The sequence below is a fragment of the Kribbella antibiotica genome (genome assembly GCF_004349055.1).
Classification (GTDB): Bacteria; Actinomycetota; Actinomycetes; order Propionibacteriales; family Kribbellaceae; genus Kribbella; species Kribbella antibiotica.
On record NZ_SMKX01000025.1, the window covers coordinates 14,224 to 35,101 of the forward strand.

At 66.4% G+C, this 20,878-nt stretch carries 14 protein-coding genes; 11 read left to right on the forward strand and 3 right to left on the reverse strand.

All coding sequences use genetic code 11. The features are described from left to right. Positions 1-693: 693 nt before the first annotated feature. Positions 694-1,086, forward strand: a complete 393-nt coding sequence (locus E1263_RS11240; protein ID WP_132167179.1) for a hypothetical protein — start codon at positions 694-696, stop codon at positions 1,084-1,086. Positions 1,087-1,131: 45 nt separating this feature from the next. Here the strand turns inward: E1263_RS11240 and E1263_RS11245 are convergent, their stop codons facing one another. After that, complete coding sequence (locus E1263_RS11245) at positions 1,132-2,805, reverse strand: glycoside hydrolase domain-containing protein (RefSeq protein WP_132167180.1); 1,674 nt, start codon at positions 2,803-2,805, stop codon at positions 1,132-1,134. A 107-nt stretch (positions 2,806-2,912) separates the two neighbouring features. On the opposite strand from E1263_RS11245, the gene E1263_RS11250 reads away from it, so the two are divergent. Together E1263_RS11250 and E1263_RS11255 are read left to right on the forward strand one after the other, a co-directional pair. Then, positions 2,913-3,719: a dienelactone hydrolase family protein gene (locus E1263_RS11250; protein WP_132167181.1), complete on the forward strand. Its 807-nt coding sequence runs from the start codon at positions 2,913-2,915 to the stop codon at positions 3,717-3,719. A 212-nt stretch (positions 3,720-3,931) separates the two neighbouring features. Next, on the forward strand, positions 3,932-4,534 hold the full coding sequence (locus E1263_RS11255) for a hypothetical protein (RefSeq protein WP_132167182.1): 603 nt from the start codon (positions 3,932-3,934) through the stop codon (positions 4,532-4,534). Between the two features lie 12 nt (positions 4,535-4,546). Here the strand turns inward: E1263_RS11255 and E1263_RS11260 are convergent, their stop codons facing one another. Then, complete coding sequence (locus E1263_RS11260) at positions 4,547-6,052, reverse strand: glycoside hydrolase family 99 protein (protein ID WP_132167183.1); 1,506 nt, start codon at positions 6,050-6,052, stop codon at positions 4,547-4,549. Positions 6,053-6,212: 160 nt separating this feature from the next. Here E1263_RS11260 and E1263_RS11265 point away from each other — a divergent pair, with 160 nt between their 5' ends. The 8 genes from E1263_RS11265 to E1263_RS11300 all read left to right on the forward strand — a co-directional run bounded on the left by E1263_RS11265 (position 6,213) and on the right by E1263_RS11300 (position 20,054). Beyond that, a complete protein-coding gene (locus tag E1263_RS11265; RefSeq protein WP_132167184.1) occupies positions 6,213-7,484 on the forward strand; it encodes an ROK family transcriptional regulator in 1,272 nt (423 codons plus the stop codon). Further along, positions 7,481-8,989, forward strand: coding sequence for a sugar ABC transporter ATP-binding protein (locus tag E1263_RS11270; protein ID WP_202868828.1), 1,509 nt, complete (start codon positions 7,481-7,483; stop codon positions 8,987-8,989). Before E1263_RS11265 ends, E1263_RS11270 begins: the two co-directional genes overlap by 4 nt. Further along, on the forward strand, positions 8,986-10,020 hold the full coding sequence (locus E1263_RS11275; RefSeq protein ID WP_132167185.1) for an ABC transporter permease: 1,035 nt from the start codon (positions 8,986-8,988) through the stop codon (positions 10,018-10,020). Before E1263_RS11270 ends, E1263_RS11275 begins: the two co-directional genes overlap by 4 nt. Before the next feature lie 9 nt (positions 10,021-10,029). Further along, a complete protein-coding gene (locus tag E1263_RS11280; protein ID WP_132167186.1) occupies positions 10,030-11,067 on the forward strand; it encodes a substrate-binding domain-containing protein in 1,038 nt (345 codons plus the stop codon). 5 nt (positions 11,068-11,072) lie between these two features. Further along, on the forward strand, positions 11,073-12,239 hold the full coding sequence (locus tag E1263_RS11285; RefSeq protein ID WP_132167187.1) for a Gfo/Idh/MocA family protein: 1,167 nt from the start codon (positions 11,073-11,075) through the stop codon (positions 12,237-12,239). Next, positions 12,236-13,396, forward strand: coding sequence for a xylose isomerase (gene xylA, locus E1263_RS11290; protein WP_132167188.1), 1,161 nt, complete (start codon positions 12,236-12,238; stop codon positions 13,394-13,396). Before E1263_RS11285 ends, xylA begins: the two co-directional genes overlap by 4 nt. A gap of 88 nt (positions 13,397-13,484) precedes the next feature. Continuing rightward, the gene (locus tag E1263_RS11295; RefSeq protein WP_132167189.1) at positions 13,485-18,866 is read left to right on the forward strand and encodes a ThuA domain-containing protein; all 5,382 of its coding nucleotides are present in this window, start codon (positions 13,485-13,487) and stop codon (positions 18,864-18,866) included. A gap of 186 nt (positions 18,867-19,052) precedes the next feature. Then, a complete protein-coding gene (locus E1263_RS11300) occupies positions 19,053-20,054 on the forward strand; it encodes a sugar phosphate isomerase/epimerase family protein (RefSeq protein ID WP_132167190.1) in 1,002 nt (333 codons plus the stop codon). A gap of 62 nt (positions 20,055-20,116) precedes the next feature. Here the strand turns inward: E1263_RS11300 and E1263_RS11305 are convergent, their stop codons facing one another. Then, positions 20,117-20,566: a hypothetical protein gene (locus E1263_RS11305; RefSeq protein WP_132167191.1), complete on the reverse strand. Its 450-nt coding sequence runs from the start codon at positions 20,564-20,566 to the stop codon at positions 20,117-20,119. Positions 20,567-20,878: the final 312 nt, after the last annotated feature.

Here is a 20,878-nt window from a genome sequence, read left to right on the forward strand (position 1 = left end):
CCCGCACTAAGTTCCCGGCAGGCGAGTGCCCTGGGAATGCGTCGTGTCCCGAGATGGGGGTCTGCCCTGATGATTTGCCTGCATCTGTTCGTGTCGGCGCTCGCGGCGTACATCGCCTTGAAAGGCAGCACGAATGATCTACGTACGGCGGGGTGGGTTGGCCTAGGACTGTATGTCGTTGTCGGCGCGGCTGTCGTGGCGATGTTTCGCAGCGCAAACAGTGTAGATAATACTGAATGATGAATTTGAATCTGTGGACTGAGTTCTTGCTGGCTGACGGCGTGAATCGCGATGCATTGGAAGATCAAATTTTCCGCCAACTGATTTGGTAGCTGGATTGACAGAAGTAGCCCCCAATCGTACCCAATGCGGTTGGGGGCTGCGGGAAGCACTTTGTTCTAGGTCTAATTGGACTGGTGACGAGGGGGTGCGTGCGCGGATCCCTATAAGGCGGTGAAGTACCAGCGTTGGCAAGACCCGTCGTGGAAGGGCCAGACGATGACGTCGGCGCTGCGGGCCGCCAGATGCCGAGGCAAGTGGATGGTGCGGAACACTCGAGGCTGGCGCGAAGTGTGGGAGTCGTACTTCATCACTTACTACGCGATAACACAGGGTGGATACCGGCACTGCCCGCCGGGGCAGCCCCGGCCGAGCTGCCGATAGCTGATCGACTGGTCCGATGAGAGTGGTGCAATGGACGATGACGACCTTGCCGAGGAGATGCCGGTGCTGCGGCTCGGATTCTTCCTGGGCGAAGATCCCCGTGGTTATGGAGAAGGTCTGGCCTTCGCCGCCTGGGACCGGTGTTTCGACAGGGTCGAGGCCGATGCCGAGTGGGCGCAGTGGTGGCTGGAGCTCGGTGAGCGGACGGCTGAGTTTCACGGGCTGGTCGACGTGCAGGCGGTGGCGATACGGCGGTGGTGGAGCCGGGCTGGTGAGCGACCGAAGGTCAATGTGACGGTGCCGGTAGGTGAGTTGGAGGCGGCAGCGGATCTCGACCAGTACTTCGCTGAGTTGTGCCAGGAACTGTGGCAGCGGATCGCGGCGAAGTGTGGGTGGCCGGCGCCGCCCCAGCGGTTGCCGTGACGATGGGGTGGGGCTGTTGCCCCACACCATGCGCGCGGGGGACTACTACACGGCGGTGAAGTACCAGCGTTGGCAGGAGCCGCCGTGGAAGGGCCAGACGATGACGTCGGTGCCTCGGGCGGCGGAGCAGCCGGCTACGTCGAGGGACTTGCCGGAGCCGGTGCCGATGATCTTGTAGGCGCCGCCGATGATGGGTTCGATGGTCCAGGTCTGGCAGTCGGTGCCCTGGTCGTCGAAGAGGTCTACGGGGGTGGCGTCGGCGGTGGAGCAGCCGGCTACCTCCAGGGCTTTGCCGGTGTTGCCGTCGAGGATCTTGAAGGTGTTGCCGGCGGTGCGGACGATGTGCCACTGCTGGCAGGGGCTGTCGAGGATGCGGTCCCACATCCGGACGTTGGCGCCGTTCTGAGCCTGGCAGTCCTGGACGTCGAGGTCGAAGCCACCGACCTCGGCCTTGATCCGGTAGACGCCGTCGGTCATCGGGGGCGGCGGGTTACCGGCGACATCGAGGAAGTTGCTGTCGATGTTGATGGTGACGCCGCCCCACGTCTCGTTGTGGTCGCCCTTGTACTGGTGCAGGCGCTGGTGGTTGGACCACAGGCCGGCGGGGATGTACTGACCACCGTTGGTGTCGGCGGCGTTGTTCCACCAGGCGAACCAGAGGTGGTCGGGCATCAGCCAGCGGGAGTCGCCGGCGGAGTTGGCCAGGTCGCGGCCGCCGGAGCCGGCGCTGCTGTAGACGCCGCTGAGGTAGCCGCGCGAGTGCAGCGTCTCGGTCCAGCCGGAGATGTAGGACATGATCGCGTCGCGGCAAGCGACGGTGCTCGTGTATGCCTCGATGTCGGAGTAGAGAGCGCTCCCCGGGCCGATCCCGAGTGCTGCGGCCGCATCGGCCGACACGTTCGCTGAGCTGGCGCCCTGGGAGCGCGCGGTGCCCAGGTCGAAGGACATCTTCGGGTTCCGGCTACCGCACGGGGCCTGGTAGCCGACGTCGATCGGGATGAACGACCAGCCGTTGGCGGCGTTCGACGAGACCCAGGAGGCGGTCAGGTTCGCCTGGGTGCAAGAACGCGATGACCCGCTGATGTAGATGCCGACGGCTTTGAACGGCGAGGACTTCCAAGCGTTCATAGCGCCCAGCGACGGTGCCGTGCACTGGTCGAAAGCCTGCTGGTTGATCATGGTGCCGGGGGCAACGATCGACGCGGCGGGAGCCATGGCAGTCGCGCGTGGACGGACCAACGACGCCGAGGCGGCCTTCGAGGTGACGCGGCCGCGGCCGAGGATCTGCCGGACCGAAGCCTCCCCCGACGCACCGTGAACAGCAGTCACCAGTACGCCGGCATCCTCGACGCCGACCTGGATCTGGTTGTCGGCCGAGGGCGCGGAAGCGGCCGCCGTACCAACTGCGGCGACGGCGGCGGCTCGGGGAGCGGCGCCGGAGAGCGGTTCCAGGATCAGGCCGGCGGTGCGGCCGGCCAAGTGGGCCGGGCAGTTCTGCTGAGCGGCGGGCCGGCCGAGATAGACCGCGGGGCGGTCGAAGCGCACACAGGCCGACGGGTCCTTCGTCAGGTCGACGACCTGCCAGGACTTCGGTACGGCGATCTGGTACCCGTGGTAGCTGATGGTCCGTTCGTCCGGCGCAGCCTGCGCGGGGCCGACCGCGGTGGCTGCGGTGAGTACCAGCGCGGCGCCGGTGAGTAAGGTGAGAGGACGGTACATGAGCACTTCCTCGGTGGGGCGGGAGTGGTTGTCGTCTAGTGGACTGCTCCGGATCCGTCTTGCTCAAGCCTTTCGACTCTGGTGTTACATCGATGCAGGGAGTAGTCATGACAATGAGCCCCGAAGCAGCCGGCTGGCGGCGTGCTCCGTTCACCGGAGCCGGGCTGACCTACGACTGTTTCGAGAAGGGCGAGGGCCCGGGCGTCGTCGTCATCCCAGAGATCCCCGGCCTGACGCCGGACGTCCTCGGGTACGCCGAACATCTCGTCAGCGAAGGCTTCACCGTCGTCATCCCGTCACCCTTCGGTACGCCGGGAAAACCGGAGAGCGCTCTCTACACGCTCGGGATCGTTGCCCGGCTGTGTGTCTCGAAGGAGTTCCGCGCGTTCGCCGCCAACGCGGAGCGACCGATCACCCAGTACCTGCGAGCCGTTGCTCAAGATCTCGCTGCTCGGACGCCGGGTCAGGGAGTCGGCGTGATCGGGATGTGCTTCACCGGTGGCTTCGGCCTCGCCACAGCGGTCGACGACGTCGTGCTGGCGCCGGTCCTGAGCCAGCCGTCGGTTCCGCTGCCGTTGACGGCCAAGCTGCGCCGCGATCCCGGACTGTCCCGCCGCGAGCTCGACGTGGTCAAGCAGCGCACCCAGACCGACGGGCTGTGCGTCCTCGGCCTGCGCTTCAGCAAGGACGGCATGGCGCCGGCTGACCGCTTCGCCACCCTGCGTGCCGAGCTGGGTGACGCCTTCGAGGTCATTGAACTCGACTCCGCTCCCGGCAACGCCGACGGCTACAGCAAGAGCGCGCACTCGGTCGTGACGCGCGAGGTCAAGCAGAACCCGCCCAACTCGGCTTTCCAGGCCCGCATCCGGACGGTGGAGTTCTTCCGCGAGCGCCTGACACCTGACGCCCAGTAATCGGACCGTCCGGTCTCCCTGACCGTGCGTACGGCGATGTTTCGTTGCGGTGCGCAAAGGAGATAAAGCACTGGGTAACGCGCGGTGACAACCTCTGGTTGAAGCGGCGATGACGTGCGACGATCAGCCCCGGTGTCCATCCATGGGCACTGGTACGGCACTTCCAGGGGGCGGAAATGAACGGGCGGACTGCACAGGACAGCAGAGTTCCGGTGGAGCCTAAGCTCACCGAAGCGACACCGGAAGCAAAACCTGAGGCACCGGTGGCCGAGGAGGCGATCGCCGAGCAGCACTGGTCGGAGCGGCCGATCGGCCGGGTCGAGGTGCCACCGCTGGGAGAGTTCAGTACGCCGGTCCGTGTCGACGAGATCGCGGTTGCCGCGATGGCGCTGTCGGAGAACCTCGATGCCGCCACCCGCGGGATGCCGGAATCCGTTGCCCTGCGTGAGTTTCGCCGCGAGCTCGACCAAGCGGCGAGCACCTTTCGGACCTTGGCGGGCAAGCTCCAGGCGACCGCCGGAAGCCTGGTCAGACTCGCCGCGAACGACGGTGAGAGCTGCGGTGTCGGTTGGGGTGTCTGCCCCGATCACGGCCTCACGCTGATGAACGTGGGGGAGACCGTCAGCTGTCACATCCTCGGCTGCAACCAGGAGAACGAGGGTGCGGTCGAGCGCTGTGAGCATCCGGTGGCCTACCGCGTGGTTGATGCCGCAGGCCCGGCGCTGCTGACTTGCGCCGGGCATGCGATCGCTTGTCGCCTCTATCTGGAAAACCCGGTCATCACCGCGGCCGGCGACAGCATGGAGCTCTTCTAAGTACCAAGTTGCTTAGGTGATCCGAACCGACGTCAACTGGTCGTTGGCGTTGGGTGACAGTGTCACGAAGTTCGGGGTGTCGGCGGTCCGCACCCAGGTCTGTCCCGTGAAGTTGTCCTCGGCAAAGATTGTCACCGTCCACCCCGCCGGAACACGAACCGACGAAGCCCAGTTGTCCTGCACCCCGGCGCTCACCAGTTGCGCCCGGGTGTAGTTGCCCTTGGCAAGCAGCGCGCCAGCGGTGCCGCCGTAGTCGATGTGCTGGTAGAAGGTCACACCGCTACTGCCTTGGGCCGGCCAGGGCACGGTCGGCCGGGTCGCGGTCACCGGCGACTGACCTTTGAACATCCGGCCGCCGTCTCCTGTCAACCGCAGATAGTAGTCCGAGGTGCACGCCGTACCGTCTTCGTCGAGTGCCCGGATCCCAGACCCAGAAGGGATCCAGGCTGCGCTCTCCGCGGTCTTCGCGATCTGGTTGCCCTCGTTGTACTCGTCGAACATCGAGATGTAGAGACCCTGGACGCCGACGCGCGTGAGGTTGTAGAACTGCCGCCACATCAGGTCGCCGTGCCGCCGGTGTCCCGATGACAGATCGCCCGGAATCACGCACGGCTGATAGTCGATCCCGTGTGCGTTGCAGTCGGCTTGGTCCTGCTGATTCACGTTGTTGTAGTAGTGATCGGCGCCCGCGACGTCCTGGATCCGGCCGACCATCCACGGCGACAGCATGTTGAACGCGTGGTACACGTCGAGATAGCCAGGACGCGAGTCCTCGTTGCCGTTGCGCCAATGCGTCGGTACGCCGCCGATGACGTACAGGCCCTGATTCTTGAACCAGTTCACGACTTCCAGGCAGACCGAGGCCGGCCAGGTCTTGTTCGGCTCGTTGAATCCGAAGCCCCAGATGCAGATGACGGGCTTGCCGTTCTGCCGCGCGTACGCCGGTGACGAGGTGTACGCGCTCATCTTGTTGAGCCAGTCGGTTTTCATCTCCGACTGCATGTTCTGCCAGTCGGTGGCGTCGTACATGATGTAGAACTTGCGCCCGTACTGCTCCGCGGCCTGGCGCACCTTGACCGCCATCGCGTCGCGGGTCGGGCCTTCGCCGCCGGTCGGGTTGAACCGCTGCAGCGCCGCCGTGTCGCAGCCGTTCTGCTGCATCCATAGGAAGTGCGTGTCCACGGTCTGCTGCGTGTACGACGAGAAAAGCCTTGCAGGCTGGCCGTTTCCGAGATTCGAGTACGCCGTCTGGTACGTCGAGGTGTACTCGCGCATGTCCGGCCAACTCACGATCGCGGTGTTGCTGGGGGCCGGCGGCTGGCCCCAGTTGTTGCTCCAGTGCCACCAGGCGTTGATGGGGGAACCATCGCCGGGCGCTGCGAACCAGCCCTGGTAGCCGACGGTCACTTTGCCGACGACATCACCGGGGGGACTGGCCGCATAACTCAATTCTGGGAGGGATCCGGCCGCGGTGGCTGCGGCGGCGGAAGCGAGCAGGGTACGTCGAGAGAGCTTCATGGGCGGTCTCCAGGGAGGCGGAGAGTGCAAATTGTGAACAGGGTGTTGCAAGAAATCGATCGTGACAACCCCTTGACGCGAAACTCTCCGAAACTTAGTTTGTTGGTTCAACAGACAAAGTCTGTGATCGGGCTCACAACAGCATGAGGGGTGGGGTGGCATGACGCTGACTGACGGACGCCGTCCTGGCGATCGAGCAGTTGCCGCCGATCACGTTTCCCTGCGCCGCAACAACCTCTCGGTCGTCCTGCGCCACGTCCGCGAATCAGGCCCGAAGTCGCGGGCCCGGATCGCGGCCGACACCGGCCTGAACAAGGCGACCGTCAGCAGCCTGGTCGCCGAGCTCGTCGAGCGCGGTCTGCTCCGCGAAGGCTCCGCCGATTCCACCCGTGCCCTCGGCCGCCCCGGGCAGCTCGTCGAGCTCGACGGCACCGGCGTCTGCGGCGTCGGTGCCGAGGTCAACGTCGACTACCTTGCCGTCACCGCGCTCGACCTGGCCGGCGCCACCGTCCTCGAACGCCGCGTCCCGGTCGACGTCGCCCACCTCGACCCCGGTACGACGCTCGACCGGCTCGCCGACCTGATTCGGGAAGCCGTGGCGGCCGTGGAAGCGCGGTCCGGCCAGCTCGCCGGCGTCACGCTCGCCGTGCCCGGTCTGGTTCGCGATGACACCGGCGGTCTGAGCCTCGCCCCGAACCTTGGCTGGGGTGAGCTCGAGGTCGCCGCCGAAATGCGGTCCCGGCTCGGCGAACCGTCGTACGCGCTGCTGATCGACAACGAGGCGAACCTCGCAGCACTCGCGGCATACTCGGAGTTACGCAAAGATGGCAGAGTGCAAGATCTCGTCCTTCTGACAGGCGCGGTCGGTGTCGGTGGCGGTGTCGTCTCCAACGGGCACCTGCTCCGCGGTGGTCGCGGCTACAGCGGTGAGGTCGGGCACATGCCGGTCGCTCCGGACGGCCGGATCTGCGGTTGCGGTCGCACTGGCTGCTGGGAGACCGTGGTCGGCCTGAGTGCTTTGCTGCACAAGGCAACCGACAGCGACGACCCGGTCCGCGACCCGTCGCTCGATGTCGAGCAGCGGCTGGCCGCCATCACCCAGCGCGCCGAGGACGGCGACGCTCGGACCCTGAACGCGCTCAAGGATGTCGGTGCCTGGCTTGGCATCGGGGGAGCGATCCTCGTCAACATCCTGAACCCTGATGTCCTCGTGCTCGGCGGCTACTTCGCCGCCCTCGGCCCGTGGCTCAAGGAGCCGCTCGAACAAGCCATCCGCGATCGCGTGATCGCACCGAACGGCGGCGGCTGCCGCGTGGTCCGCTCCGAGCTCGGGTTCGCTGCTGCCGTCCGTGGCGGCGCACAGATCGCGCTCGACCAGGTTTTCGTCGACCCGACCATGATCGGCCGGGCGGAATCAGGAGTCGCTCAATGAGTGAGGCCGCTCTGCTCACCATGACTGGCATCGTCAAGGAGTTCCCGGGAGTCCGGGCCCTCGACGGTGTCGACCTCGACGTCCGGGCGGGGGAGGTGCACTGCCTGCTCGGCCAGAACGGAGCCGGCAAGTCGACGCTGATCCGGGTGCTGACCGGCGCTCACCAGCCCGATGCGGGCGCGATCCAGATCGACGGCGAGGACGTTCAGCTGAATAGCCCGACGGCCGCGATCGATCGCGGGATCGCCGCGATCTACCAGGAGCTGGACCTCGTCCCCGGCCTGTCCGTGGCGGAGAACATCTTCCTCGGTCACGAGCCGTCGACCTTCGGTTTCAGCCGCCGCCACGAAGCAGCGCTCCGGGCGCGCGAGATCCTCGAGGGCCTCGGCCACGGTGAGATCCCGGTACGGCGTGAGGTCGGCTCGCTGCCCGCGGCCGGTCAACAGGTCGTGAGCATGGCGAGAGCGCTCTCCCGTGACGCTCGCCTGATCGTCATGGACGAACCCTCCGCCGTACTGGATCCGGAAGAAGTCGCGAACCTCTTCCGGGTGATCAAGGGCCTGACCGAGCGCGGCGTGGCCGTCGTCTACATCAGCCACCGCCTCGAGGAGATCCGCGAGATCGGCGACCGCGTCACCGTGCTCAAGGACGGCGCGACCGTTGCGACCGGTCTGGACGCGCGGGAGACGCCGACGCAGGAGCTGATTCGGTTGATGACCGGCCGCTCGATCGAGTACGTCTTCCCACCCCGCGCCGAGATCCTGAGCACCGCCCCGGTCGTCCTGTCGGTCGAGGGACTCAGCCGCCCTGGTGAGTTCGCTGAGATCTCCTTCGACGTCCGTGCCGGCGAGATCGTCGGCTTCGCCGGCCTGGTGGGTTCCGGCCGCTCCGAAGTACTGGAGACCGTGTACGGCGCTCGCCGAGCCGCAACCGGATCGGTTCACGTCGACGGCAAGCGACTGAAGCCCGGCCGAGTGCAGTCCGCGGTGAAGGCCGGTGTCGGCCTGGCCCCTGAGGAGCGTAAGAGTCAGGCGCTGCTGATGGACGAGGCCGTGTTCAAGAACATCACGGTGTCGTCGATGGAGCGTTTCGCCAGCGTCGGTTTCCTGAACCGGACCGCCGAGCGCCAGGTCGCCACCCAACTCGCCGAGTCGCTCGACGTCCGCCCGCCCGGCGTCGACCGTCCGGTCCGCAACCTGTCCGGCGGTAACCAGCAGAAGGTCGTGCTGGCTCGCTGGCTCCTGCGGGACTGCCGGGTGTTGCTGCTCGACGAGCCCACGCGTGGTGTCGATGTCGGCGCCCGCTCCGAGATCTACGCCCTGGTCCGCAAGTTGGCCGCCAGCGGTGTCGCGATCGTGCTGGTCTCCAGCGAGGTCGAGGAAGTGCTCGGTCTGGCCGACCGGGTCGTCGTACTGCGGGAGGGGCAAGCCGTCCACACGGGACCCGCACAAGACATCGACGAGCACCAGGTGCTCGACTTGGTAATGGAGGGAAGCTCGGTGTGAGTGAGGCACCTTTGGATACAACGACTTCGACCCAGGCGACAGTGGTCCCGCCGACAGCGCAAAGAAACAGCGGTCTGCTGAGCACCGGAGTCGGCCGGAACCTCGGTCTCGTGGTGGCGTTGGTCGTGTTGTGCATCGTGGGGGCGGTGACCGCAGGCGACACGTTCGCGACCGGGCCCAACGTGCTGACGATCCTGCGGCTCGCAGCAACGATCGGCGTGGTCAGCATCGGGATGACGTTCGTGATCACCGGCGGCGGGATCGACTTGTCGGTCGGAGCGATCCTGGCGCTGTCCTCGGTCTGGGCCACGACGCTGGCCACCCAGCAGATGGCCGACAGCTACGGCTGGATCGTCATGGCCAGTACGGCGCTCCTGGTAGGCGCCGCGTGTGGCCTGGTCAACGGAATACTCGTTGCCTACGGCAAGATCGTGCCGTTCATCGCGACCCTTGCGATGCTGGCAGCGGCGCGCGGCCTGGCCGAGACCATCTCCGACCGCCGGACCCAGATCGTCGCGAACAACTCGTTCGTCGACTTCTTCGGTGGCTCGCTGATCGGCGTACCGGTCCTGGTCTGGATCTTCCTGCTGGTCGCCGCGGCCGGCTGGGTGGTCCTGAACCGGACCACGTTCGGGCGCCGTACGTTCGCCGTCGGCGGGAACGCCGAAGCGGCCCGCCTGGCGGGCATCAAGGTTCAGCGTCACACGGCGGCGCTCTACGTCCTGGCCGGGCTGTGCTGCGGTATCGCCGCGGTGATGCTGATGGCACGGACGACCACGGGCAGCTCGACCCACGGTCAGTTCTACGAGCTCGACGCGATCGCGGCGGTGGTGATCGGCGGCACGCTGCTGTCCGGTGGCCGCGGCACGATCGTCGGCACGGTGTTCGGCGTGCTGATCTTCAGCACTCTCAACAACGTCTTCACCCTGAACAACCTGAGTATCTCCGCCCAGTCCGTCGCGAAGGGCGTGATCATCGTGATCGCCGTCCTGCTGCAGCAACGCCTCGCCAGCCGCACCACCAGTTCCTAGGAGACACTGATGTCCCATTCCGCCCGTACCATCATCGTTGCCGGCATCGGCGTGCTCGCCCTGGCCGCCTGTACCAGCAACACCCCGAAGGCCGACCCCAGTGACGCGGCCAAGACGCAGGCCGTGAGTGCCGGCAAGAACGACGAACCCGGCAAGAAGGTCAAGATCGGCTTCTCCGCCCCGGCCGCCGACCACGGCTGGATGGGTGCGATCACCAAGGCCACCCAGGCCGAGGCGAAGAAGTACTCCGACGTCGAGCTGGTCGTTGCCGAAGGCACCAACGACGTGAACCTGCAGATCAGCCAGGTGGAGACCTTCATCAACCAGAAGGTCGACGCGATCGTGCTGCTGCCCTTCGACGGTGCCGCGCTGACCGCGGTCGCCACCAAGGCGATGGAGGCCGGCATCACGGTCGTCAACGTCGACCGGGAGTTCGGCAGCCCGGCCGCGGCGCGGACGACAGTGCTCGGCGACAACTACGGCATGGGTGTGTCGGCCGGCGGCTACGTCTGCTCGCAGTTGAAGGACAAGAAGGACTCGATCGTGGCGGAGATCGCCGGCATCGACTCGCTGCCGCTGACTCAGGACCGCAGCAAGGGCTTCAAGGACGCACTGGCCGGCTGTGGCCTGAAGGTCAACAACCGGGTTGCGGCCGAGTTCACGGTCGAGTCCGGTGAGAAGGCGGCGGCCAACTTGTTGCAGGCGGCCCCGAAGATCGACGCCATCTGGAACCACGACGACGACCAGGGTGTCGGCGTGATGGCCGCGATCAAGAACTCCAACCGCAAGGACTTCTTCCTGGTCGGTGGCGCCGGTTCCGCGAACGTGATGCGCGACATCAAGGCCGGTACGTCGTTGGTCAAGGCCACCGTGGTCTACCCGTCCACGCAGGGTGCCGACGGCGTCCGCCTGGCCCGGCTGCTGCTCCAGAAGAAGGCTCTCGGCGACCTGGTGGAGGTCGAGGTCCCGCGCAAGGTCCAGCTGTTCGCGCCGGTCGTCACCAAGGACAACGTCGACCAGTACCTGCCGACCGCCTTCGAAAGCTGACAGACATGACCGATCTGGGTATCGGGTTGATCGGCTATGCGTTCATGGGCGCGGCCCACTCGCAGGCCTGGCGGAGCGCACCGCGCTTCTTCGACCTGCCGATCAACCCCACGATGAACGTTCTGTGCGGCCGCAACGCGGACGCCGTACAGGCTGCTGCGGGCAAGCTGGGCTGGCAGGAGACCGAGACCGACTGGCGCAAGCTGCTCACCCGCGACGACGTACAGGTCATTGATGTCTGTACGCCGGGGGACAGCCACGCCGAGATCGCGATCGCGGCTCTAGAGGCCGGGAAGCATGTGCTGTGCGAGAAGCCGCTTGCGAACACGGTCGCCGAGGCGGAAGCCATGGCCGCGGCGGCTGCAAAGGCCAACGCGCAGGGCATCCGCTCGATGGTCGGGTTCACCTACCGCCGGGTCCCGGCGATCGGGCTGGCCCGGCAGTTGGTTGCCGAGGGCAAGCTCGGTACCATCCGGCACGTCCGGGCGCAGTACCTGCAGGACTGGATTGCCGACCCTGAGGCGCCGCTGTCGTGGCGCCTCGACAAGGAGCGGGCCGGCTCGGGTGCGCTCGGCGACATCGGCGCGCACATCGTCGACCTGACGCAGTACATCACCGGCGACACCATCGCCGAGGTCAGCGGTCAGCTCGAGACCTTCGTCAAAGAACGCCCGGTCGCCTCGTCGGAACACACCGGCTTGTCCGGTACGGCGGGGACCGAGCGCGGCCCGGTGACCGTCGACGACGCGGCGGTCTTCCTGGCGAAGTTCGCCTCCGGCGCACTCGGTGTCTTCGAAGCCACCCGTTTCGCGACCGGTCGCAAGAACGCGATCCGGATCGAGATCAACGGCAGCGACGGCAGTCTCGCGTTCGACTTCGAGGACATGAACGTCCTGCACTACTACGACGCAACCGAAGACTCCCGGACGGCCGGCTTCCGTCGCATCCTCGCGACCGAGGCCGTCCACCCGTACGTCGAGGCCTGGTGGCCACCGGGTCACCTGCTCGGCTACGAGCACGGATTTACCCACCAAGTCGTCGACCTGGTCACCGCGATTGCCGAGGGTACCGATCCGGCGCCGTCGTTCGCGGACGGGCTGCAGGTCCAGCGAGTGCTGGCCGCGGTCGAGACCAGTTCGACGTCTCGACAATGGCAGGAGATCTCCTCATGAACGCATATACGCCCAGCAGGGACGACAAGTTCTCGTTCGGTCTGTGGACCGTCGGCTGGGAAGGCGTCGACGTCTTCGGTACGGCGGTCCGGCCCCCGATGGACCCGGTCCACGCGGTCGAGAAGCTCGCGGAGCTCGGCGCCGCCGCGATCTCGTTCCACGACGACGACCTGGTCCCGGACGACAAGACCCGGACCCAGACCCTTGAGCGCTTCAGCAAGGCGCTGGCCGACACCGGCATCGTCGTCGAGATGGCGACCACCAACCTGTTCAGCCACCCGGTCTTCAAGGACGGCGGTCTGACCGCCAACGACCGCCAGGTACGGCGCTATGCGCTCGCCAAGGTCCTGCGCAATCTCGATCTGGCCGCCGAGCTGGGCGCGTCGACGTACGTGCTGTGGGGCGGTCGCGAAGGTGCGGAGTCCGGTGGCTCGAAGGACGTCCGCGCGGCGCTGGACCGGTACAAGGAGTCGATGGACATCCTGTGCGCGTACGTGCGCGAGCAGGGCTACAACATCCGGTTCGCGATCGAGCCGAAGCCGAACGAGCCGCGCGGTGACATCCTGCTGCCGTCGATCGGCCATGCCATTGCCTTCATCAACGATCTCGCGGACCCGGAGCTGGTCGGGATCAACCCCGAGGTCGGTCACGAGCAGATGGCCGGCCTGAACTACGCGCACGGAATCGCCCAGGCGTTGTGGCACGGGAAGCTGTACCACATCGACCTCAACGGTCAGCACGGTCCGCGGTTCGACCAGGACCTGCGGTTCGGGGCCGGGAATCTGCGTGAGGCCTTCTGGACCGTCGACGTACTGCAGGGAAGTGAAGGCAAGCCCGGGTACGACGGGTTTGTGCACTTCGACTACAAGCCGCCGCGCACCGAGGACGAGGACGGTGTGTGGGAGACCGCGCGCGGCTGTATGCGCAACTACCTGATCCTGCGGGAGAAGGTGGCTGCCTTCCGGGCCGACCCGGAGGTGACCGAGGCGCTGGCTGCGGCCCGCGTGACGGAGTTGTCCGAACCCACCCTGGCCGAGGGTGAGAGTCTGGCCGACCTCCGTTCCCAGACCTACGACCCGAACGCGCTGGCCGAGCGCGGACTCGGATTCGAGAAGCTGGACCAGCTGGCGATGGAGCACCTGCTCGGCGTTCGCTGATCCTTCTGCAGTACCTACACATCCCGCGCAGGGCAGAGCACGGGAATTGTTGGAGCGCGCACCTTATCCGACCCATGAGGAGCTCCGCATGATCCAGCTACGCAGGCATGGCACGATTGCCGTTGCCCTCGTGCTCGCCCTGGTGGCGACTGTGCTGGCCTCGTCGCCGGCCCGGGCCCATCCCGGGCACGGTGACGAGACCTTCAACGCCTTGATCTTCAGCAAGACCGCCGGGTTCCGGCACGACTCCATCCCGGCCGGCATCCAGGCCGTCAAGGACCTTGCCGCCGGCAACAACTTCACGGTCACCGCGACCGAGGACGCCTCGCTGTTCAACGACACCGAGCTGGCCAAGTACGAGGTGGTCATCTGGCTGTCAACGACCGGCGACGTCCTGAACGCGGACCAGCAGGCTTCCTTCGAGCGGTACATTCGCGGTGGCGGCGGGTACGCCGGTATCCACGCAGCTTCGGACACCGAGTACGACTGGCCCTGGTACGGCAAGCTCGTCGGAAGCTACTTCGACAGCCACCCGGCCGGTACGCCGACCGCGACGGTCAAGACCGAGGATCACGCGCACCCGTCGACCGCCGAGGCGCCGACCACCTGGCAGCGCACGGACGAGTGGTACAACTACAAGACCAACCTGCGGGGGACGGTGCACGTCCTCGAGTCGCTGGACGAATCGTCGTACAGCGGCGGCAACATGGGCGTCGAGCACCCGATCACGTGGTGTCAGGACTACGACGGCGGCCGCGCTTGGTACACAGGCATGGGGCACACGATCGAGTCCTTCGCCGACCCGACGTTCCAGAAGGTGTTGCTCGGTGGCATCAAGACCGCCGCCGGTGTGCAGCCCGCTGACTGTGGTGCCTCGCTGAGCGAGAGCTACGAGAAGGTCACCCTCGACGACAACACGTCGAACCCGATGGAACTGACGATCGCCAAGGACGGCCGGGTCTTCTACATCGACCGCAACGGCGCGGTGAAGATCGTCAAGACCGACGGCACCGTGCTGACCGCCGGGACCCTGAACGTCTATACCGGCCAGGAGTTCGGTCTGCTCGGGATCGCGCTCGACCCGGCCTTCGACACCAACGGCTATCTCTATCTGTACTACTCGCCGGCTGCGGCCGATCCGCACGACCGTGTCTCGCGCTTCAAGGTGACTGGTGACACTTTGGACCTCGCCAGCGAGAAGCAGGTCATGCGGATCGACACCCAGCGCGACCAGTGCTGTCACGCCGGTGGTGCGCTGGAGTTCGATGGCAACGGCAACCTTTTCATTGCCACCGGCGACAATCGGAACCCGTTCGACTCCGACGGCTACTCGCCGATCGACGAGCGTGCGGGTCGCGCGGCCTGGGATTCCCAGGGCAGTTCCGCGAACAGCAACGTGCTCAATGGCAAGGTGCTGCGGATCCACCCCGAGGCCGACGGAACGTACACCGTCCCGTCCGGCAACATGTTCCCGCCAGGTACGGCGAAGACCCGCCCCGAGATCTACGCGATGGGCTTCCGGAACCCGTTCCGGATCGGCATCGACCCGACCACCAACCACCTGTTCGTCGCCGACTACGGTCCCGACGCCGGCCAGGTCTCGCCGACGCGCGGTCCGGATGGACGGGTCGAGTGGGACGTCCTGGACAAGCCAGGCTTCTACGGCTGGCCCTACTGCGTCGGCGCGAACACGCCGTACAACGATCACGACTTCGCGACCGGTACATCGGGTGCGACGTTCAACTGCAACGCCCCGGTCAACAACTCGCCGAACAACACCGGTATCAGTCAGTTGCCGGCAGCAATCCCGGCCTCGCTGTGGATGGGTAAGTCGACCACCGGCTCGCCGGAGATCGGTGGCAGCGGCGCGCCGATGACCAGCGGTGCCTACAAGTTCGACGCCGCCAGTACGTCGGATCGCAAGTGGCCGGCGTACTTCGACGGCAAGGCAGTGTTCGCCGACTGGAACGACAGCCGGTTGTTCTCGGTCCAGCTGAACGACGAGCGGACGGGCGTCAGCGATGTGTCGCGGATGCTGGCGAAGCTGAACTTCATCCGGCCGCACGCGTTGCAGTTCGGACCGGACGGTGCTCTCTATGTCATCGAGTGGGGGAGTGGTTTCGGCGGCAACAACGCCGACTCCGGGATCTACCGCATCGACTATGTGCAAGGGAATCGGGCTCCGATTGCCCAGTTCTCCACCGACAAGACCTCGGGGCCGACGCCGCTGGCGGTCGCCTTCGACTCGACCGGGTCACGTGATCCGGACGGGCAGCCGATCACGCTGGCGTGGGACTTCGACGGCAACGGGACGACGGACAGCACCGAGCCGAAGCCGTCGTACACCTATACCGCGCCGGGTGTGTTCACCGCGCGGTTGACGGTGACGGACTCGGACGGCCGGACCGCGGTGTCGAACAAGACGATCACGGCCGGAAACACCGCACCGACGATCGCGATCGAGGCGCCGCTCGACGGTGGGTTCTTCGAGTTCGGCGACACGATCCGCTACAAGGTGACGGTCACCGATCCCGAGGACGGGACGATCGACTGCAACGACGTCATCACCCAGCCCGCGCTCGGGCATGACGAGCACGCGCACGACTACGAGCAGTACCACGGGTGTGAAGGCACGTTCCCGCTGCCCGGTGACCAGGGGCACGTCGGGGCGAACATCTTCGGCATCGTCAAGGTGACCTACACCGACAAGGGCGCTCCGGGCAGTGGCCGGATCACCACGCAGAAGATCGTTCAGCTGCAGCCGAAGACGCGCGAGGCCGAGTTCTTCAGCGAGACCGGCGGTCCGGGCGCGAGCGGCGGCGTACAGGTCGAGAACACCGGCGACACGGCCGGTGGCGGGAAGAACATCGGCTGGATCGACGACGGCGACTGGTGGGGCTGGAAGCCCACGAACCTGACCAACATCAACCAGCTCCAGCTGCGCGCGGCATCGCCGGATCTCGGCGCGACCGTGCAGGTCAGGCAGGGTTCGCCAACCGACGGTCCGGTGATCGCGACCATCCAGGTGACGCCGACCGGTGGTTGGCAGACGTACGGCGACTTCACCGCGCCGGTGAGTGGTGCATCGCTGGCAAGTGGCCCGCTGTACTTCGTGAAGACGACCGGGCAGCTGAACGTCAACTGGGTGAAGTTCATCGGTAAGGGCGTCACGGACAACCAGCGCCCGTCGGTGACAGTCCAGGCGTCGACGACGCAGGGCAAGGCGCCGCTGAAGGTCGACTTCACGGCGGCCGCGACCGATCCGGAAGGCGATCTGCCGCTCTCGTACACGTGGAGTTTCGGTGACGGTGGGACGGCGACCGGAGCCTCGGTCAGTCACACCTACACAACGGCTGGGACGCATACAGCTGTCGTGACCGTGACGGACTCCCGCGGTGCAGCCGGTACGGCGAAGGTCGTGGTGACGGTGGATTCGCCGGCGCTGCCGACTTGCCTGACCGGCCGGTCGGATGGGTTCGACGGGACTTCGCTGAACACCAGCCGCTGGTCGTCCGTTGTTCGTGGCAACCAAGAGCTCTCGGTTGCTGACGGCAACCTGAAGCTCCCGCTGACGGCGACCGACCTCTACGGCACCGGCAACACGGGGACTCCGAACCTCGTGCTGCAGCCGCTGCCGGCCGGTGCCTGGCAGGCAACCACGAAGCTGACTCTGCCGGCTCGCCTGGCGTATCAGCAGGCTGGGTTGCTTGTGTACGGCGACGACGACAACTACGCGAAGATGGTGATCCAGGGGCGATCGACCGGGGCACCGTCAGCGGCGGACCGGATCTTCCAGTTCATCCGCGAGGAGAACGGCGTACCGAACGAGGTTTCCGGATCGAACACGGCCAACCTGGGCGCGGCATACCCGGATACCGTGTGGGTGCGGTTCACCTCCGACGGTGCGAACCTGAAGGCGGCCTACTCCGCGGATGGTTCGACGTACACGGAGATGCCGGAGACCAAGCAGCTGGCCGGGATCTCGAACCCGCGGATCGGTCTCTTCGGCCTGGCCAACCGGACCGAGGCGCTACCGATCACGGCGTCGTTCGACTACTTCCAGCTGACGCCGGACGACACCGCCGAGCAGCCGGCACCGGACGACGAGTTCACCGGTACGACGCTCGACGCGTGCCGCTGGTCGGGCATCGTCCGGCCGGACCCCGCGGCGTACCGGGTGACCGGTGGCGGGCTCGAGATCGACACCAGCAAGGGCGACATCTACCAGGGCACGGCGACGAACCCTCGCAACCTGATGGTGCAACCAGCACCGGACGGTGACTGGACGATCGAGACGAAGGTCGATGGGTCGACATTCGACGAGGCTTTCCAGCAAGCAGGTCTCCTTGTCTACAAGGACGATGCGAACTATGTGAAGCTGGACTACCTGACCACGAACCCGCCGGGATCAACAGTTGCCCGAGGCATCGAGCTGCGCAGCGAGATCGGCGATGTACTGCAGCAACCGCAGCCTGGTGCTGGGGCGACGCAGGGTGTCTGGTGGTTCCGGCTGGCCAAGAAGGGATCGAACTTCACCGGGTCGTACAGCTCGGACGGGCTGACCTGGACGGCCATGCAGTCGGTCGCGAACACTGCGTTGGCGACTGGGGCGAAGTTCGGGGTCTACGCGTTCGGTGTGGACCAGGCGGCTTCGAAGACGGCTAAGTTCGAGTACTTCAAGCTGGTGCGGGACACGACGGCGCCGACTGTGGCGCTCTCGCTGAACCCGTCGACGCCTTCCGGCCTTGCCGGTTGGTGGACCGATGAGGTCGCGGCAACCGCTCTCGGAACGGACGACCAGGGTGGTCAGACGTACCTGGAGCAGAAGGTTGGCGACGGCAACTGGTCGGAGTACACGACTCCGGTGAAGTTCACCGCCGACGGCACCCACACCTTGCAGGTGCGGGCGTCCGACACCGCCGGCAACGTGTCGGAGCCGGCAACGGTGACGGTCAAGATCGACCGTACGGCGCCGACCGCGACGGTGACCGGTCTTGCGCCGGGTGCGTCGCTCGGGGTTGCTTCGACGGCGACGGTCAGTGCCAAGGCTGCGGATGCGGGTTCCGGTCCGGACGGCGTGACACTGGCGATCGACGGGAAGGCGGTAGCGGCCGGCGGGAAGCTTGACGGCGCCGTCCTCGGGCTCGGTGCGCACAAGCTGACCGCGACCGCGCTCGACAAGGCGGGCAACAAGTCGGTGACGACAGTGCAGTTCGCCGTCGTCTCGTCGTACTCGGAGGCGGTGAAACTCGTAGAGCGCTTCCGCCTCTCCGGGAAGGTTTCTCCGGCCTCGGCCGTGGTGATGAAGGTGCAGCTCGGACTGGCAGAACGTGCCGTCGCCCGCAAGCAGCCCTTGGTCGCACGGATTGCCATGGACTTGTTCCTCAACCAGGCCAAGACGGTGAAGGACGTGCCGACCCGCACGTTGCTGACCGCCGTCGGCCAGGACCTGAGGAGCAAGATCCGCTAAAGACGTCACCGCTGGAGAGCGCTTCCGTCCCCGGGTGGTTCGGCCCCATCCGGGACCGGGACAGAGCGCTCTCCGGCGGTCGGCGGGGGACCATGCGGTCCTCGTCCCCGGCGGCACCCGCGCTCCGGTGTCGCCGGGGGCACCCACCCCCTGTTCGATGAGTTTGTGCTAGTTGAGGAGTTTGTGATGGCGCGACCGATCACCCTGTTCACCGGCCAGTGGGCCGACCTGCCGTTCGAGGAAGTCGCCCGGCTGGCGTCGTCGTGGGGATACGACGGCCTCGAGATCGCCTGCTGGGGCGACCACCTCGACGTACGGCGTGCTGCCGAGGACTCGGCGTACGTCCAGGGCCGGCTGGACATCCTGGAGAAGTACAACCTCAAGGTCTGGACGATCTCGAACCACCTGCTCGGCCAGGCGATCTGCGACGACCCGATCGACCAGCGGCACGAGGCGATCCTGCCCGCCCACATCTGGGGTGACGGTTCACCCGAAGGTGTCCGGCAGCGTGCAGCCGCCGAGATGGCGACGACCGCCCGCGCGGCTCGTGCGCTCGGTGTCGACGTTGTGGTCGGTTTCACCGGCTCGTCGATCTGGAAGACCGTCGCGATGTTCCCGCCGGTTCCGGCGGCGATGGTCGAGGCCGGCTACCGAGACTTCGCTGACCGCTGGAACCCGATCCTCGACGTCTTCGACGAGGTCGGTGTTCGCTTTGCCCACGAGGTGCATCCGTCCGAGATCGCCTACGACTACTGGTCGACCGTTGCCACGCTGGAGGCTATCGGCCACCGCGAAGCGTTCGGCCTCAACTGGGATCCCTCACACTTCGTCTGGCAGGACCTCGACCCGGTCGGCTTCCTCTGGGACTTCAAGGACCGCATCTACCACGTCGACTGCAAGGACGCGAAGCGCCAGGTCGGCAACGGCCGCAACGGCCGCATGGGCTCCCACCTCGCCTGGGGCGACCCCCGCCGCGGCTGGGACTTCGTCTCCACCGGCCACGGCGACGTACCGTGGGAAGCCTGCTTCCGCATGCTCAACACGATCGGCTACACGGGCCCGATCTCCGTCGAATGGGAAGACGCCGGCATGGACCGCCTGGTCGGCGCCCCCGAAGCCCTCAACTTCGTCAAGACCCTTGCCTTCGACCCACCCACCGCCGCCTTCGACGCAGCCTTCTCCTCGTAATCCGACGGACCGGGCTCGCCTTTGTCGGCGAGCCCGGCGGGACATCTGGGGCTCATCAGAACTCAGGTGTGATCGTTGTCCCGGAACGCGTCTTTGCACTGCAGGTTGCGAACCGAGTTGTAGACGCACACCGTCACGCCTGCCTTCGCTACCCGCTTGCTGCTGGTGGCTCTGAAGCCCCCTAGGTTGGTGCCGTCGGAGCCGCAGCCGTTGGTGTCCGCACCGACGTAGTCAGTTTCGAAGGTTCCGTCGGTGTACACCATCTTGGTGTAGACACGTACCGGAAGGTTGTCACCGGGGCACACATCGCGCACCTTGAGGTTGGTGTAGTCGACGACTGTCGAGCTTCTGAAGGTGAGAGACGCCGACCCGATCCCACCGCTGCCGGAGCTTCCCTCGGTGTATACGCGAGCGGACACCGGACCGTCGGTCGCCTGTGCAGGACCCGCGACCAACGAGACGCTCAAGACCGCTGCGACCCCTACCACTGCCCTCAGAACGCTTGCCTTCATCGATCCTCCAAAGAGATGGTCCCCCGAGCCGGCTTGTGCCGCCCCGGTGAATGCGTCCCGAACCTATGCGTTGTCGCCGACGTGTCTCTGCCCGTACCGCACCCGTACCGCACCCGTACCGCGCGCGGGGCCTTGTCTGTCTGTCATGCGGGGCCGATAGGGTGTGGTGTCACTACTGCACCTAGGAGCAACGAGTGCCTCACGTCATCGCCGAGGTCTCGCGAACGTTCAACGGGTTTCTGCTGCTGCCGAATCGGACGCGGACCGATTGCTCGGCTCGAACCGGGCGCGCAACTGGCAGCCACGTCAACG